21 protein-coding genes are annotated in these 14,902 nt (G+C 46.6%); 4 read left to right on the top strand and 17 right to left on the bottom strand.

What is annotated here, in order from left to right; translation table 11 throughout:
• Positions 1 to 294 precede the first annotated feature (294 nt).
• The gene (locus NLX67_RS11990) at positions 295 to 966 is read right to left on the bottom strand and encodes a CAP domain-containing protein (RefSeq protein ID WP_046181230.1); all 672 of its coding nucleotides are present in this window, start codon (positions 964 to 966) and stop codon (positions 295 to 297) included.
• A gap of 233 nt (positions 967 to 1,199) precedes the next feature.
• Positions 1,200 to 1,595 (bottom strand): carotenoid biosynthesis protein, encoded by a 396-nt coding sequence (locus NLX67_RS11995; protein WP_256519837.1) that lies wholly within the window; start codon positions 1,593 to 1,595, stop codon positions 1,200 to 1,202.
• A 223-nt stretch (positions 1,596 to 1,818) separates the two neighbouring features.
• Here NLX67_RS11995 and NLX67_RS12000 point away from each other — a divergent pair, with 223 nt between their 5' ends.
• On the top strand, positions 1,819 to 3,180 hold the full coding sequence (locus tag NLX67_RS12000) for an MATE family efflux transporter (RefSeq protein ID WP_254311901.1): 1,362 nt from the start codon (positions 1,819 to 1,821) through the stop codon (positions 3,178 to 3,180).
• 12 nt (positions 3,181 to 3,192) lie between these two features.
• Here NLX67_RS12000 and NLX67_RS12005 read toward each other — a convergent pair whose 3' ends face one another.
• The 10 genes from NLX67_RS12005 to NLX67_RS12050 all read right to left on the bottom strand — a co-directional run bounded on the left by NLX67_RS12005 (position 3,193) and on the right by NLX67_RS12050 (position 9,995).
• Positions 3,193 to 4,137, bottom strand: coding sequence for a hypothetical protein (locus tag NLX67_RS12005; protein ID WP_254311902.1), 945 nt, complete (start codon positions 4,135 to 4,137; stop codon positions 3,193 to 3,195).
• 105 nt (positions 4,138 to 4,242) lie between these two features.
• On the bottom strand, positions 4,243 to 4,383 hold the full coding sequence (locus NLX67_RS12010; RefSeq protein ID WP_156154101.1) for a hypothetical protein: 141 nt from the start codon (positions 4,381 to 4,383) through the stop codon (positions 4,243 to 4,245).
• Positions 4,384 to 4,615: 232 nt separating this feature from the next.
• Positions 4,616 to 4,846 carry a hypothetical protein gene (locus tag NLX67_RS12015; RefSeq protein WP_254311903.1) on the bottom strand — a complete coding sequence of 77 codons (231 nt, stop codon included), beginning with the start codon at positions 4,844 to 4,846 and terminating at the stop codon, positions 4,616 to 4,618.
• Between the two features lie 29 nt (positions 4,847 to 4,875).
• Positions 4,876 to 5,211 (bottom strand): hypothetical protein, encoded by a 336-nt coding sequence (locus NLX67_RS12020; protein ID WP_046181221.1) that lies wholly within the window; start codon positions 5,209 to 5,211, stop codon positions 4,876 to 4,878.
• 57 nt (positions 5,212 to 5,268) lie between these two features.
• Positions 5,269 to 5,511 carry a hypothetical protein gene (locus NLX67_RS12025; protein WP_046181220.1) on the bottom strand — a complete coding sequence of 81 codons (243 nt, stop codon included), beginning with the start codon at positions 5,509 to 5,511 and terminating at the stop codon, positions 5,269 to 5,271.
• A gap of 235 nt (positions 5,512 to 5,746) precedes the next feature.
• Positions 5,747 to 7,189 carry a lmo1851 family serine protease gene (locus NLX67_RS12030; RefSeq protein WP_046181219.1) on the bottom strand — a complete coding sequence of 481 codons (1,443 nt, stop codon included), beginning with the start codon at positions 7,187 to 7,189 and terminating at the stop codon, positions 5,747 to 5,749.
• Between the two features lie 101 nt (positions 7,190 to 7,290).
• The gene (locus NLX67_RS12035) at positions 7,291 to 8,070 is read right to left on the bottom strand and encodes a M15 family metallopeptidase (protein ID WP_046181218.1); all 780 of its coding nucleotides are present in this window, start codon (positions 8,068 to 8,070) and stop codon (positions 7,291 to 7,293) included.
• The gene (gene deoD, locus NLX67_RS12040; protein ID WP_046181217.1) at positions 8,070 to 8,774 is read right to left on the bottom strand and encodes a purine-nucleoside phosphorylase; all 705 of its coding nucleotides are present in this window, start codon (positions 8,772 to 8,774) and stop codon (positions 8,070 to 8,072) included. The genes NLX67_RS12035 and deoD overlap by 1 nt, the downstream gene beginning before the upstream one ends.
• A 174-nt stretch (positions 8,775 to 8,948) precedes the next feature.
• Positions 8,949 to 9,710: a sporulation protein gene (locus tag NLX67_RS12045; protein WP_046181216.1), complete on the bottom strand. Its 762-nt coding sequence runs from the start codon at positions 9,708 to 9,710 to the stop codon at positions 8,949 to 8,951.
• Between the two features lie 57 nt (positions 9,711 to 9,767).
• Positions 9,768 to 9,995, bottom strand: coding sequence for a YozE family protein (locus tag NLX67_RS12050; RefSeq protein WP_046181215.1), 228 nt, complete (start codon positions 9,993 to 9,995; stop codon positions 9,768 to 9,770).
• 144 nt (positions 9,996 to 10,139) lie between these two features.
• Between NLX67_RS12050 and NLX67_RS12055 the strand changes: the two genes are divergently transcribed.
• Positions 10,140 to 10,397, top strand: a complete 258-nt coding sequence (locus NLX67_RS12055; RefSeq protein ID WP_254311904.1) for a hypothetical protein — start codon at positions 10,140 to 10,142, stop codon at positions 10,395 to 10,397.
• 184 nt (positions 10,398 to 10,581) lie between these two features.
• Here the strand turns inward: NLX67_RS12055 and msrB are convergent, their stop codons facing one another.
• The 4 genes from msrB to NLX67_RS12075 are packed head-to-tail and all read right to left on the bottom strand — an operon-like array spanning position 10,582 to position 12,904.
• Entirely contained in the window at positions 10,582 to 11,007 is a 426-nt protein-coding gene (gene msrB / locus NLX67_RS12060) for a peptide-methionine (R)-S-oxide reductase MsrB (RefSeq protein WP_046181213.1), read from the bottom strand.
• Complete coding sequence (gene msrA / locus NLX67_RS12065; protein ID WP_046181212.1) at positions 11,004 to 11,528, bottom strand: peptide-methionine (S)-S-oxide reductase MsrA; 525 nt, start codon at positions 11,526 to 11,528, stop codon at positions 11,004 to 11,006. Before msrA ends, msrB begins: the two co-directional genes overlap by 4 nt.
• 12 nt (positions 11,529 to 11,540) lie before the next feature.
• On the bottom strand, positions 11,541 to 12,119 hold the full coding sequence (locus NLX67_RS12070) for a YpmS family protein (RefSeq protein WP_254311905.1): 579 nt from the start codon (positions 12,117 to 12,119) through the stop codon (positions 11,541 to 11,543).
• On the bottom strand, positions 12,116 to 12,904 hold the full coding sequence (locus NLX67_RS12075) for a GDSL-type esterase/lipase family protein (protein WP_254311906.1): 789 nt from the start codon (positions 12,902 to 12,904) through the stop codon (positions 12,116 to 12,118). Before NLX67_RS12075 ends, NLX67_RS12070 begins: the two co-directional genes overlap by 4 nt.
• 125 nt (positions 12,905 to 13,029) lie before the next feature.
• Between NLX67_RS12075 and NLX67_RS12080 the strand changes: the two genes are divergently transcribed.
• Complete coding sequence (locus tag NLX67_RS12080; protein WP_254311907.1) at positions 13,030 to 13,518, top strand: PCYCGC motif-containing (lipo)protein; 489 nt, start codon at positions 13,030 to 13,032, stop codon at positions 13,516 to 13,518.
• Positions 13,519 to 13,600: 82 nt separating this feature from the next.
• Positions 13,601 to 13,927 (top strand): cyclic-phosphate processing receiver domain-containing protein, encoded by a 327-nt coding sequence (locus NLX67_RS12085; protein WP_046181210.1) that lies wholly within the window; start codon positions 13,601 to 13,603, stop codon positions 13,925 to 13,927.
• A 60-nt stretch (positions 13,928 to 13,987) separates the two neighbouring features.
• On the opposite strand, the gene NLX67_RS12090 is transcribed toward NLX67_RS12085, so the two are convergent.
• The gene (locus NLX67_RS12090; protein WP_254311908.1) at positions 13,988 to 14,845 is read right to left on the bottom strand and encodes a DegV family protein; all 858 of its coding nucleotides are present in this window, start codon (positions 14,843 to 14,845) and stop codon (positions 13,988 to 13,990) included.
• Positions 14,846 to 14,902 lie beyond the last annotated feature (57 nt).

Here is a 14,902-nt window from a genome sequence, read left to right on the forward strand (position 1 = left end):
CACCCCGCCACTTATCATTGGTCTTCGCCCATCACATGATTGAAGTGGGGGTACTCTTTCGGTAAAATCTGATAGATTCACTCATCTTTAATTATTAACTCATTTCTCTGTCTTGCAGCATGTTCCCACCTTTACTGTTGCCATTCAACATTTCGTCAGATTAAATGCAATCGCCGGCAAGCAATTATTTAAACTGGAGCCGGACACCGTCTTTCAAAAATTCTCAGCTCCTTTTATTAAAGGTGCTTTATCCATACAAAAAAGCGGGAAATGATGGTCATTTCCCGCTCGTGTTTATTTTCCGATAAACATTTGTGTCCAGTGGCCGTCTACATAGCCGACACCGATGTGTGTAAAGTCAGCACTTAGAATATTTTTCCGGTGGCCATCGCTGTTCATCCATGCCTTCATGACTTCTTCCGGCGTCTGCTGGCCTTTGGCGATGTTTTCGCCGGCCGTATTATATGTGATGCCAAATTGTTTCATCATGTCAAATGGGGAACCATACGTTGGCGATTGGTGATCAAAGTAGCCTTTATCTTTCATATCCTGCGATTTCGCACGAGCTACTTCACTAAGCTTTGTATCTAATTCCAATGCTTTTAATCCCGCTTTTGCCCGTTCTTCATTGACTAGTTTAGCAACTTCTTGTTCAAAAGCATTAACAGATTTTGCAGCTGGCTGCTGTGGTGCTGTTTTTGCTGGTTGTGCCTGTTGTGGCGCAGTTGTTTGTGCAGTTGGTGCAGTCTGTTGCTGCTGTGGTGCTGCTTTTGCAGGTGCCGCCTGCTGCGGTGCTGCTTCAACTGGCTGTTTTACCTGATAGTCTTGCTGGTATTGTTTATATGTTTCAAACTGATCTGTTTTTGCGACGTTGCAAGTCGGCGCTGCTGCGTTCGCTTGCCCTGCTGTAAATAGTCCAGCAGAAATTAAGCCGGCCATTGCGGCGATGCGGATATTTGCTTTCATAGTAGTAAAACCTCCTACGTTTTTTAAGTTCTGTCCGTGCTGCCTGATTACTATAGCCCGAAACGAACCGCACCCGCAAGAGATTTTAAGGTGGAAAATGCTAGACTCATTTCATAATGATAGTTTCCTCATTTGTCCATGCCGTTCAGTCCATATTCAGTCCGCATTTCAATCTCTCTCGAAAAAAATGATTTCAGTTCGCGAAATAAAAGCGTAATCAGATGACATGAATATTACAATGATGCATTTTCATTTATATGGAAATAATAATAACGAATACCAAAAATATGTACTGGCGACGTTGTATGGCTCCAATATCGGTTTCGGCTATTAGCTGTATGCGCGTTGACGAGAGGGATACCATTTTGATTGCTCACCAACGACCAGGTCCATCGCAACGGCGAGCAGCGACGCCAGAACCGGATAGGCGGCGTGTCATTTTTCGCCTTGAGGACTGATGAGTGCAAGAGAGGTTGTATAACCACAAGCCAGGCAAATCCGATGGTCACCGGCACACCGGCCACGTGCACGCCAAAATCTTTTTCATAATAATAATGTCCGAAGATCAGGCCGGTTTCAGCTTTAAATAATTCAATGGCAATCGACCAGGAGATAATAAACAAGCTCAGCGCGAGCCTTTTTTTGTTTCAAATCGCTTGATTAAATAAACAGCGCCGATCAGCCCAGACAAATATAAAAAAATGGCGTTTGCTCACTGGAGCGCGGGCGGGACAAGATCAAATGCCGACATGAGAGACACCTCCCCTTTCTTTCTATCAAAGCCCTGGAAAACTCGTAATCTCTACCTGTTATTTTGTGATATACTATTTTTCGGTAAAGGAGTTGATCGGCTTGATTGAAACGGCCACCACGCGTGCAAAGGTACGCCAGTTTTTATACATTTTAATTCCGATTATGGTGACGCAGATCACCATGTTTTCGATGACGTTTTTTGACACGATCATGTCAGGCCGCTATAGCGCGGACGATTTGGCCGGCGTTGCGGTCGGTTCGTCGCTCTGGATGCCTGTGTATACCGGTTTGAGCGGGATTTTGCTGTCAATTACGCCGATTGTCGGGCATTTAATTGGCGGGGGCCGCAGGGAACAGGTTTCGTTTTCCGTCATGCAGGGGGTGTATGTGGCACTTGTCATTTCCGCCGCAACGTACGCGCTCGGTTTTGTGCTGCTTGAGCCGGTGCTCGGCCTGATGAATTTATCCGAAAATGTGCGCCGCATTGCGTTCGAATATGTGATCGGCCTGTCATTTGGGATTTTGCCGCTCTTTTTGACAGCAGTACTGCGCGGGTTTATTGACGCGCTTGGCAAGACCCGCACATCGATGATCATTACCTTAATGGCGCTGCCGCTTAATGTCGCGTTTAACTACGTTCTCATTTATGGAAAGTTCGGCTTTCCAGAATTCGGCGGAGTCGGTTCCGGCTATGCGTCGGCAATTACGTATTGGCTTATTTTCATTTTAGCCGCTTGGATTGTTTGGCGTCACGAACCGTTTTCTACGTACAGGCTGTTTTATCAACTGCCGCACGTAGCTCTTTCAAAATGGAAAGAAATCTTGGTGCTAGGGCTTCCGATCGGCTTGTCGATCTTTTTCGAAACGAGCATTTTTTCTGCCGTGACGCTGCTCATGAGTGAATACAGCACGAACGTCATTGCCGCGCATCAGGCAGCACTGAATTTCGCTTCACTGACGTATATGATTCCAATGAGTGTGTCGATGGCACTCACGATTGTGGTCGGCTTTGAAGTCGGAGCTGGCCGGTTTCATGACGCCCGCCGCTACAGCCTCATCGGCATTTTTATGGCAATTGGCGTTGCGGCAGTCGGCACTGTTGTGATCTTTACGTTCCGTGACGCATTTGCGCATTTGTATTCAACCGACGCGGAAGTGCTTGAACTGACTGCGGGCTTCTTAATTTTCGCCGCCATTTTCCAGCTGTCCGATGCGGTACAGGCGCCGGTTCAAGGCGCACTCCGCGGCTATAAAGATGTCAATGTCACCTTTATGATGACCATGATGAGCTATTGGGTCATCGGCCTCCCACTCGGCTGGACCCTCGCCCGCTGGACCGACTGGGGACCGTACGGCTACTGGATCGGTCTTATCACGGGACTTACGTGCGGCGCCATTACTCTCTCCGTTCGATTATGGCTTGTGCAACGAAAAAAAGCCCTCTCACGCATTGGTGCGTGAAGGGCTTTTTCCCTATAAAGTGTTCCACATATTCGCTAACATTTCCTCGCGCATCTCGACCAGTTCCGGGAAATCATAAAAGAACAAGATTTTCTTTTTTAAAACGCCTTCATACATCTCCACTTCATCCGCCGTTGAAAAAAGAAAGTACACCCATGATTCTGCTAAATCTTCATCCGGATACGTGGTCGCGTAATACGTTAAAAATTGATCGGTATATTTGTCGTAAAACGCGTCTTGCGCCTCGACATCTTCACTGACTTTTTCCGCCGTCCACTCCACATGCATCGGACCCGCCCAGAATGTCTGGAAAAACTGGTTCATATAGGATTCTTCTGCCATGCAGCCGTAGTCCGATTCGTACGTTGCACACGCTTCTTCCATGTCAGTGAACTGATCATCCGCAAGCGTCACAATGTGAGCAATTTCGTGCAGCAGCGTCCCGTACAGCTCTATTTCATTGTCCGTATCCTGAAAGTCGATTGCCACTTTCCAGTAATACGTATCGTCCATCGGCTCCACGTACGCGAGGGTTTCATCCGATCCATCTGTGAAAAATTCCAGTTCACCGACCGTATCGATATAATCGGCCGGCATCATATGATAAAAATGGGACCATAACCGCTCCTGATCCTCCCAATTATTCGCATAGGCGTCATCTGACCGGTTTGTTTCTTCCATAATTTCACCATTTTCAACTGAATAGATGATCACTGCCGTTTCTTCCGGAGGAGATTCAGGTGCTTCTGCTGTCTCTTCTTCAAGCGCTGACTCATCCGGAATTAATTCGCCGTATTGCCCGGCCAGCTGTTCTAGGTACCAATCCCCATCCTCTTGCGGTTCTTCTTTAAGCTCATCCAAAGCCTGATCCTCTTCTTCAATCACTTGATCAACTGCCTCTTCCGAACACCCACCCAAAAACAAAACGGCCGCTAGAAACATGTTACGAATTATCACCTCAGGTATACCCCCATCCCTATATAACTCTAATATACTAGGCTTATATCCTTAATGTATCCGGTATTTTCTAATAATTCAATCTTTTCGAACAAATCGAATGACTTATCCCGTCTGCACATCTTCAGATGCGTATTTAAAATGAGTATCTTGTTTTTTGGCAAACATATAAGCAAGAGGCAGCGTCAAGTTCATCGACAGCCCGACCGGCGCAAATGCAGACACTTTTTTAAACATAAGAGGCAAAAAAGCAAGTCCTCAACGACGTTAATCAAAAACATCCCCATAATGATAGTGAAAAAGCAATCATCGTAATGGACAATACTCGTATGACACATTGCGGCTTAATCGTACGCCGGAACATATTAGCGTCCCTATTAAAAAACAGCACTGATGTATGTAAGAAGCAGGACGGCTGCCGGTTCAAGGTGTTTCTTTTTCATCAAATATTTCTTCTTTCGTCAGGAATGGATTCATTTTATGCCGTGCAGCTAAAAAAGTAATGGTTGATTTTCAATTCCGCAAATGATTCAGCCTGCTGCGCCCCAGAACGGTAATTAATCATAATAGAGTGGCCTGCTGCTGCCAAATATCCCGCTATTTTTCGCCCTATTTCTTTTGATCCGCCTGTTACAAGTGCCGTCTTTGCCGTTGAGCGCCCTCTATTCTTCCCTTCTATCCTAAACGACGGGTTGTTTTCTACTGGCAAATTTAAAAAGCCGGTGCTTTGGCACCGGCTTACACTGATTCATTCATGCAAATAAACCCTTTTACATGAATGTTATATTTTTTCAACAACCGAACGGAAAAGTTCCGTTCAACCGCTGATGCAGCCGCAATGTACACTTCCTGGCCGCCGAATTTACCCGCATTGCGTGGAATATAGCCGCACGGAATATGCTCCGCGCCCGCAAGAGGCAGACGATTGGCTTCCTGCCAGTCCCGTACATCAATAACTGGATGCCCAGCCGCTTCATCCGGCAAAATGCGCTTAACATTGACCGGCCAATACCGTTTATATCCAATCAGCAACATCGCCGCTAATACTGCCGACGCGATGATGAACCCTGCCATCTATTTTTCCCCCTTATTCACTCACTGCGATTATTTTATACACACAGGGGTACAAAATCAATCTTTTTGCTTTCGTTTTTCGAAACAGTTGACATAGGCCGAAATAAGCGTCATTTTGTCCGAATCAGACAAAGACGAATCACGCACACGGCGCACCGCTTCAAAAAACTTCACTTCCGGTTTTTTTCTCAATCTCGGGTGATTTAGTTTATCTTCAAGCTCGTTCTCCATCGCTTCATCTACATCGGTAAACGTTCGCCCTTTCCAAAGCGTTTCGTATAGTACCCGCCAGTCAGCCAAAAACCTCCTCCTTCACTCCCAGATTTTATTTTATGCTGAATTTCACGATTTGACCAGCGGCAAACAAAAGTTCCAATGCCATCCTGAAAATATAATTTCGGAAAGTAGAGAAGATGTCCTTCTCTCCATTATGGAAGATCGAGGAATAACCGTGTTCACTCTTCCAATTCATGTCCATTCCTACACCGTTGTGTCCATTCAAAAACCCCTCCAAAAAAATCGGAGGGGTTTCCGTTTACTTTATTTTCGATTGCACGGATTCAAGCGCCTGTTTCAGCTGTGTGTCATTTTCTTCGAGTTTCAGACGAAGGTTTTCCATCAGCTTTGTGGTCGATGCACCAGTTAAAACACCGGTTGGTTCGATATCAGCCGCTTCCTGGAATTCTTCAACGGCGCTTTCGGTTGATTCGTCAAAGTAGCCGTCTACTTTGCCTGGATCGTAGCTGAGAGCTTTTAGCATTTGTTCAGCTGTTTTCACTTCATCCGATAGCGTCTCAAGTTTGAGTTCGGATTCTGGATTAATGTACGTTAAGGTTGCGTAAGCTGGAAGTGCTACGGCGGTATCCGGCGTAATGCCTTTTTTATGGATCCACGTGCCGTTTGGCGTCAGCCATTTCGCCGTTGTCAGCTTCAGGTTGGATTCATCGCTGAAATCTTCCGCTGATTGGACAGTTCCTTTACCGAATGATTTTTCCCCAATCAATGGAATGCCCGCTGATTCTTTTAACGCCGCCGCCAAAATTTCTGACGCACTCGCACTGCCGCTGTCAATTAAAACAGCGGTCGGCAGCTCAATTTTATCGCCGCCTTCTGCTTTGTATTCCTGCGTTTCACCGCCGGACTCCACTTGCAGAATGTTTTTGCCTTCCGGAACGAACAAGTTGGCCATTTCAATCGCTTGGTCAAGCAGTCCGCCCGGATTTTGACGAAGATCAAGGACGATGCCTTTCATGCCTTCTTTTTCCATATCAGCAAGAGCCGTTTTCAGCTCCTCTGCCGTATGCTCGGAAAAGCTTGTAATTTGAATGTGGGCAATGTTGCCTTTCCCCATTTCAGCATACACCGTTTCAATCGGAATCTCATCGCGGACAATTGTGATGTTTTGTGATTTTTCCGTTCCCGCTTTTCGTACTTCCAGTGCCACTTTTGTTCCTTTTTCACCGCGGATTAAAAGCACCGCTTCTGAAGCACTCATGCCTTGAATGCTTTTTCCATCGACAGACAAAATCATGTCATTTGGTTTTAAACCCGCTTCTTCCGCCGGTGATCCTTTAATCGGCGAGACGATCATAATAAATCCGTCCTGCTCTTGAATTTCCGCACCGATGCCCTGGAATGAGCTTGATACGTCTTCATGGAACTGGGATGCTTCTTCTTCATTCATATAATCAGAATACGGATCTTCGAGTGAATCGATCATGCCGTTAATGGCACCGTTGACGAGCGTTTCCTGATCCACTTCTTCATAATACGTGCTTTTTATTTTGTCATATGCTTCATAAAATTTACTGAATTCTGACCGGGCCGGTGCTCCGACTTCGACTGCTTTCTCGTCACCGAAAGCGAGCGTAATCGTTGTCACCGCCGCCGTAATAAACACGAGCGCAAAAATCAACATAATAAACGGAAACCGTTTTATTTTGATATAATGGCCCTGTTCCGGCTTTTCTTCTTCCATTCTGTTCCCCGCTTTCTCCATCTATGTACACTGATCTTTTCATTTTAGCAGTTTTCAGGGATTATTGAAAACAAAAACCTTGTCGAAAAAAAACCGGCAGATTACTCCGCCGGTTTTACTTGCTCAAAATAGTCTTCTAATGTCCAGTCGTTTTCATAAATCATGACCGCCGCATCGCCCCCAACATAGCGGAAATGCCACGGTTCATAAATGTACTGGGTAATGTCTTCTTTGCCTTTTGGATAGCGCAAAATAAAGCCGTATTCGTGGGCGTGATCTTTCAGCCACTGGCCTTCTGCAGTCGTTTCAAAAGACTGATTTAATTCAAAGCCGTTGCTTTCCGATGAGATGTCCATCGCAAGACCGGACTGATGCTCACTCATGCCTGGCGGCGCAATGGACTTTAACGCTTCTTCTTCACTGCTAGCGGCAGCACCCGCCGCTAAAATTTCTTCCTGGCGGTCGTACGAACGGTAGCCGGATACTGCAAATAAATACTGGCCATCTTCTTTAGCACCTTTAAACAGCGTTTCAAGCGCTGCTGCGGCTTCACGCCTCATATAGCTCTTTTCAATATCCTGATCGCCGAATGAATATTGAACGTTCGGACGGACAAGGTCAGGCGGCGTGTAAGCTGATGGCAGCGCAAATTCTTTGTTCACAAGCACCAGCGGGTTTTCCGGATTTTGAATAACTTGCAAACCGTCCACCTCTTTCAATTCATTGAAATACGATGCGTCAATGACAGGACCGGTTTCTTTTTCTGCTGCCGGTTTTTCCGCCGGCGCGGTTTGTTCCGTTTCTGTTGCGGTTTCTTCTTCAGCGGACGTACATCCGGCTAACAGCACTACGGCTGCCAGCGTTAAAACGTTTTTTTTCATTACGACTGAACCGCCGCTTCAAGCGCTACTTCGATCATTTCATTAAACGTTGTCTGGCGTTCTTCCGATGTTGTTTCTTCGCCCGTAATAATATGGTCGCTCACCGTCAGGACTGACAGTGCACGGCGGCCATGTTTTGCAGCGAGTGTGTAAAGGGCCGTCGTTTCCATTTCGATCGCCAAAATGCCATATTGTGCCCATTTTGCATGGTCTGCATTGTCATTGTAAAACTGATCCGCTGTAAATACGTTGCCGACTTTCAGCTGCAATCCTTTTTCTGTTCCAGCATCAAACGCCGCTTTTAACAATTCCCAGTTGGCAGTCGGCGCATAATCGACGCCTGGGAATGTCACGCGGTTCATGCTTGAATCGGTTGATGATGTCATCGCTAAAATGACATCACGCACCTTGACATCTTTTTGAATCGCACCACACGTACCAACCCGAATCAATTTTTGCACCCCGTAGCTTTGCATCAGTTCATTCACGTAAATCGAAATGGATGGTACGCCCATGCCAGTACCTTGAACCGATACTTTTTTTCCTTTATATGTACCGGTATAGCCGAGCATGCCTCGAACTTCGTTATAGCAGACCGGATTTTCTAAAAAGGTTTCTGCAATGTATTTTGCCCGAAGCGGGTCGCCTGGAAGCAAAACCGTTTCTGCAATGTCACCTTTTTTTGCACCAATGTGTACACTCATTCAAAATTCCTCCATAAAAACATATGATTAGGACCAACAGAATGTTGATCACTCGGACGTTGCCACAGGACGTGGCGTTCTTAGTCCGAGCCCCTTATAACAGGATGTTGGTCACTCGGACACTGCTCCAGCATACTGCGCTTTTCATCCGAGTTGTTCAGCATCATTATCTTATCATGCAAAACGGCTGATTGTCTCGTCAAGCTTTGAACGCACTTGCGAGAGCTCCTGCCTCTTGACACGCAGACGGACATTCCTTTCATCGGTGCCCATCGCTTCCGACAAAAAGCCGCCAAGTCCCCGCGCCCGCTTGTCTACTTGCAAAAGCACGTTCACTTCGTCTTTTGACTGCTGCAAAAAGGAGACTTCCAGCTCATCCAACTTCCCTGCATAAGCGCCTGTTACCGGAACAAATTCAAACTCTTGTATAAATGGATAATTGGTCATGCGGGCGTGCTGGCATTCCACTTCACGGAGCCGAAATCCAAGCGCACGCACGCCGTCCAGTACTTCTTCCGCGATGACGGTTGGATGCACCTCAATATAGTCTTTGTCAGACGGATCCACCGCTTGTTTAATATCAAGCCCGGTCGCGATCCAGACGCGTGTCTTTCCTTGCGTCACAGGCGTTTCATGCGGCAGTGTCATCTCAAGCGGAAATTCGCGTGTTTCCCCCGCATTGATCGTAAACGGCTCATTCAATTTTTCTTTCACGATGACCGCTTCATCGGTCACTTTCCGGTCATCCGTTTCCCGCTCATACGTTGTCATGACCGCGACATAAATAGAATCGACATCCTGCGCTATATTGCCGCCTTTGACTTCGACAATGCCGCGCAGCACGTCACCTGCTGTGTATTTCGCTTTTTCGAGCTTCGTGTCCACTTTTGCATTTCCGATTCCTATGCTTGCCAATGCCTTATTAAATAACGCCATCCTGCCTCACTCCATTCACTGTAATAGTCCTATTTACGAACAAAAAACAAAAAAGTTTCAGCGAGTTAATTCATCCTGCTCATATTTGTCCCACGCCGTATCAAACACACTCATCGTTGGCAAATAATCAACATCCATTTCCAAGTAGCGGCTCAGCACGTCATATGAATCCGCTGTTTTTGGAAAGGAGTGGTCGCCGAACGCTGCATTCGCAAACGACGCCAGCTCGTCACGGGGCGGCTCTTCTCTATATTTCATTAAATAGTGATAAAACGATTTGTGCATCGGTTCCCTCCAAAAAAAGACCCTTTAGCAAAGGTCTGAGACTGTCGACAAAGTCAACGTTCGTTTTTTTAACAAAAATTTCTATTGCCGAAAAAGGCAGGTATCTTTCAGAGAAACAGGCTCTTTTTTTACCTGAGCCGATAGGTGAAACTGCCCGGACTTCGCTTTCCACGGGCAGTGCGGGCGCTTCTTCGGCTGCGCCTGCGGGATCGACTCACTGTACGTCCCGCAGGAGTCTTCGTCCGTACGGCTTCACCAAATGTTTTAGAAAAGCAGCGAGAGGAAGCAAGTCCTGATAGGCTGTATGTATGGAACAAACGCCAGGGACATGACTGCATCCTCTTGCTCATTGTCGCTGTTGAAAAAGATGGATCTGCCAGACGACATGGCTGTTTCGTTTAAACGCACAGGCGGCGGGCGGCGAAGACTCCTATGGGACTGGCAGGACCGCTGAGCTCAGCGCCTGCCCCATGGAAAGCGAAGCCGCGCGCCTGCCGCCTTATCGGCTCCCGTCAAAACAGCTCTCATGTGAAGAAACAAAAGGAGATTCTGTTAAAAGTTTTATTAGTCTACAGTCTGAGACCCTTTAGCAAAGGTCTTTGTATTCGCCGTATCCTTCCGCATCCAGGTCCTCTTTCCGTATAAAGCGGAGCGCGGCAGAGTTCATGCAGTAGCGCAGACCGCCGGCATCTACCGGTCCGTCCGGGAAAACGTGGCCAAGATGCGAATCCGCTGTTTTGCTGCGGACTTCGGTGCGGATCATGCCGTGAGATATGTCCCGTTTTTCCAGCACTTCTGCTGTCTCAATCGGCTTTGTAAAGCTCGGCCAGCCGCAGCCTGCATCGTATTTGTCTTTCGATGAAAAAAGCGGTTTGCCAGAAACTAAATCTACGTAAATGCCGTCCGCTGTTTCGTTCCAATATTCATTGTGAAACGGCGGCTCGGTACCGTTTTGCTGAGTTACATTAAATTGCATCGGGGAAAGCGTTTCTTTTAAGTTTTCTTTATTCATTTAATATCCCTCCAGTGTGATTGAATAAAAGCGGCGCGTCCAGAACCTGTTTGATACGCGTTATAGTGCGCCGGATTTTTCTTGTAATAATCTTGATGGTACGCTTCCGCCGGATAAAAGATTTCGGCCGGCAGCACCTGCACCGCGATCGGCTTTTTGAACCGTCCGCTTGCATCAAGTTGTTGTTTGGACTTTTCAGCCAGCTTCTTTTGCTCGTCCGTTGTGTAAAAAATCGCCGGCATGTACGAGCGGCCACGGTCGTAAAATTGGCCAGTTGCATCCGTCGGATCGATTTGCATCCAAAACACGCCAAGCAGCTTTTCATATGAAAAGACGTCCGGGTCAAATGTAATTTCAACGGCTTCAATGTGGCCGGTTGCCCCGCTGCACACTTCTTCGTATGTCGGATTTTCCGTACGGCCGCCTGTATAGCCGCTTATAACGGACTCAATACCCGGCTGCTCATGAAACGGTTTGACCATACACCAAAAACAGCCTCCCGCAAAGATTGCTTTTTCCATCTTTGTTGCCTCCTATTCAGCAGCCCCTTCTGGTAAAAGCACTGCAAATTGAATGTTATCTTTTGCTAAGTTAAATGATTCTGCTTTAACACGCATGCCGTTGTCAAGCCGCATTTCTGCAAGTGATAAATAAATCCGTTCCTCGTCTGGTACGACATGCACCCACTCTGGAAACGCATAAGCACTGTCTGCCGTTTTTAACACATACGAGGCCGGAATATCAAGCAGCCCGACTCGCAGCCCATTTTGGCGAAGAACGATATTGCCGTCTTTCAGCGCTTCCGGCTCAAACGTCATGTAATAATCAATATCCGCACCAAGTACTGGAAACGACCCATACAATTCCACGTCATCCCCAATGTACACGTCGTAGTCAATCGGCGCATTACCCGCTTCTTTTGCTAAATAATAGCTTACGAGCTGGTTCAGTTCCGCTTTTGACGATGTTACATGAAATGCCGTTTCGCCTTCTACTTCCGCTATGACCGGCTTTTCTGCATTTGATGGGAGAAAAATCAAAATAGCCACGAACCCGATCACGGCGATGATGCTGAATAATAATAAAAAAAAGGCCACTTTCCATTTTGTCAATTTGATCCCTCATTCGAAATAACAATTTTTTGATTGGTCAACTCTTCAAGCGGAGCTCCGTTGATCGTATCAAAAATGCGGCCGGCCATTTGTTCATACCCGATATCGTTCGGATGAAACTGATCTTCAAAAAACAGCCCGTCACTGCCTTCGCCGAAAATCGTTTCCACACTTACAAATACCGTCTGCTCGAATGATGCGGCCACTTCCTCCGCCCGTTCATTCCACGTCCGGACAATCATTTCATCATCTTCCGTGTCGACGAAAATGCGGCCGAACGGATTGTAAATGCCGACGAGAACGATTCCCGCATCTTCATTAATCGCGCGGATTTCTTCTAAAACCGTATGAATCCGCTCCGCGTAGCCGTCTTCTTCTTTTTCAAATGTATCGACCGTCAAATGAGACCAGTTTTCTTTTACGACTTTGACGACATCATTGCCGCCGATCGTAATAATGACAATGTCGGCTTTTTTTATATCCGCTTGAATTTCCGCTTGCTCCAGTCGTTTAATCAGCTGATTGGTCCGATTGCCCCGCTTGCCGTAATTCACAAACGATGCTTCCTTTATTTCATCGAGCGATTCCAGTTGGTATTCTAAATAGGGTACATACCCGCCGGAGTCTGTACTGTCGCCGACTCCTTCAGTCAATGAATCGCCAATCGAGACAATATTCACATTTTGCGGAACACTTGGCGCCGCTGTTTCTTGCACTTCATCCGCTTCATCCGCACATCCTGCCAGCAGCACTGCCAGAACTATGCCCGCCATTACCCGTTTCAAAGCGGTCACCTCTTCTTCTTCAAAATCGTATCACGTTCCTTGCACGGTTGAAAGAGATTAGTTTTCAATGTATGATTATATCAGTTTTCCAGGTATTCTTCTATTTGAAAGGGGCAAAATACATCTTGAAAAAACAATTATCCGCGATCGTACTGACGATGGCGATTCCATTTGCGGCTGCCTGCGGAAACGATGATGCCGCCCAATCCCACGAAGACCATACTCACACCGCAGAAAACGGCGACTTGCAGGAGATGACCGCATCGGCGGACACACTGCCGTCTTTTTTAGATGACAAAGACGATAACATGCGCGCGATTTATTTAGCTGCCGCTAAACATGCAGACGTGCTCGACCAAATGCCATGCTACTGCGGCTGTGGAGAATCGGCTGGTCACAAAAGCAATTTAAACTGCTTTATCGCTGAACGTAGCGGCGATGAAATTACATGGGACGACCACGGCACCCGCTGTGGTGTCTGCCTTGAAATCGCCGCCACAACCGCTGTTATGACCGAAGAAGGCAAATCGCCTGAAGAAATCCGCACACTCATTGATAACACATATAGTGAAGGTTACACAGAACCGACTCCGACCCCACTGCCGGGCGTTTAAAAAACGCCCGGTTTTTCTTTCATTCGCGTAAATTCCCAAAGTATGGTACAATTTAAATATGTCGAAACAGAGGATTGGTAAAATGAGTATCAATGTTTTTCTTGATGACTACCGCACATGTCCTCCTGATCATACACTAGTTGAAACAATCGATGAATGCTTCACATTACTTTCGACTGAAAAGATCGGGCATCTTTCGCTCGATCACGATTTAGTCAGTAAAACCCAAAACGGCTTTGTTCTTGTACAGCGTATGGTGGAGCATCAGCTGTTCGCTGAGCGCATCACCATCCACTCCGCCAATGCCGGACGCGGAAAAGCGATGTACAATTATTTAAAACAAGCCCAGTCTGATTTTAAAATGCCGCGGTCTATTAAAGTGATTCTTCGCCCTTTGCCTCTCCACTAATTTCATATATATGAAAAGGAGTGCCCTAGTATAGATGTTCAGGACACTCCTTTTGTGTGATTATTTATATTCTTTCGCCTGGTACATAATTCCGACTGCTCCTGGTCCCGCGTGAGCTGAAATAATCGGCGCCGTAATACAAATATCAATGTCTTTAAAACCGGTCATCTTCGTGACTTCTTCTTTTAGTTTTTCCGAAAACGCGGCGCTGTTATTGCCGGCGTGCACAATCGAAAAGTGAACGAGTTCTTTTCCTTTTAACTCTTCACCTAATTGATCGACGAAAAATTTAATGCCTTTTGCATGCGAACGCACTTTGGTCACAGGAGAAAGTGCCCCAATATCCAAATTCGCAATCGGCTTAATGTTCAGCAATGATCCGATAAATCCCTGCGCTTTGCCGATCCGGCCGCCTTTAATCAGATTTTCAAGCGTATCGACCATAAGGTAAAGCTTCGTTTGTGCGCGTACTTCATCTAGCCTTGCCGTAATTTCCTCTACAGAACGACCTAATTCCGCCATTCGAGCCGCTTCTAACACTTGATAAGACAGCGCTTTTGAGATGTAGCGGGAATCTACAACCGTCACGTCTGATGAGGACATTTCCGCGGCCTGCTTCGCGGATTGATACGTGCCGCTCATGCTGCCTGTCATATGAATAGAAATGATCTGGCTTCCATCCGCTCCAAGTTCGTCAAATACTTCCATAAAGCGGCCAAGCGGCGGCTGCGACGTTTTCGGCAAATCTTTCGTGTTTGCCATTTTCACCAAAAATTCTTCTGCCGAAATTTCCACACTGTCTAAATACGTTTCCCCATTTACAAGTACGGTAAGCGGCACCATCGTAATGCCCATTTCTTTTAGTTCCGCACTCGTCATATCAAGCGCGGAGTCCGTTACAATTTTAATTTTGCTCATAATAAATCCCTTCTTTCCTGCCATTCAACGTGCATATGCATTTATTTTACTATTCTT

Origin of the sequence: Domibacillus sp. A3M-37 (assembly GCF_024213455.1) — a bacterium.
In the GTDB taxonomy this organism is placed as follows: Bacteria; Bacillota; Bacilli; order Bacillales; family Domibacillaceae; genus Domibacillus; species Domibacillus tundrae.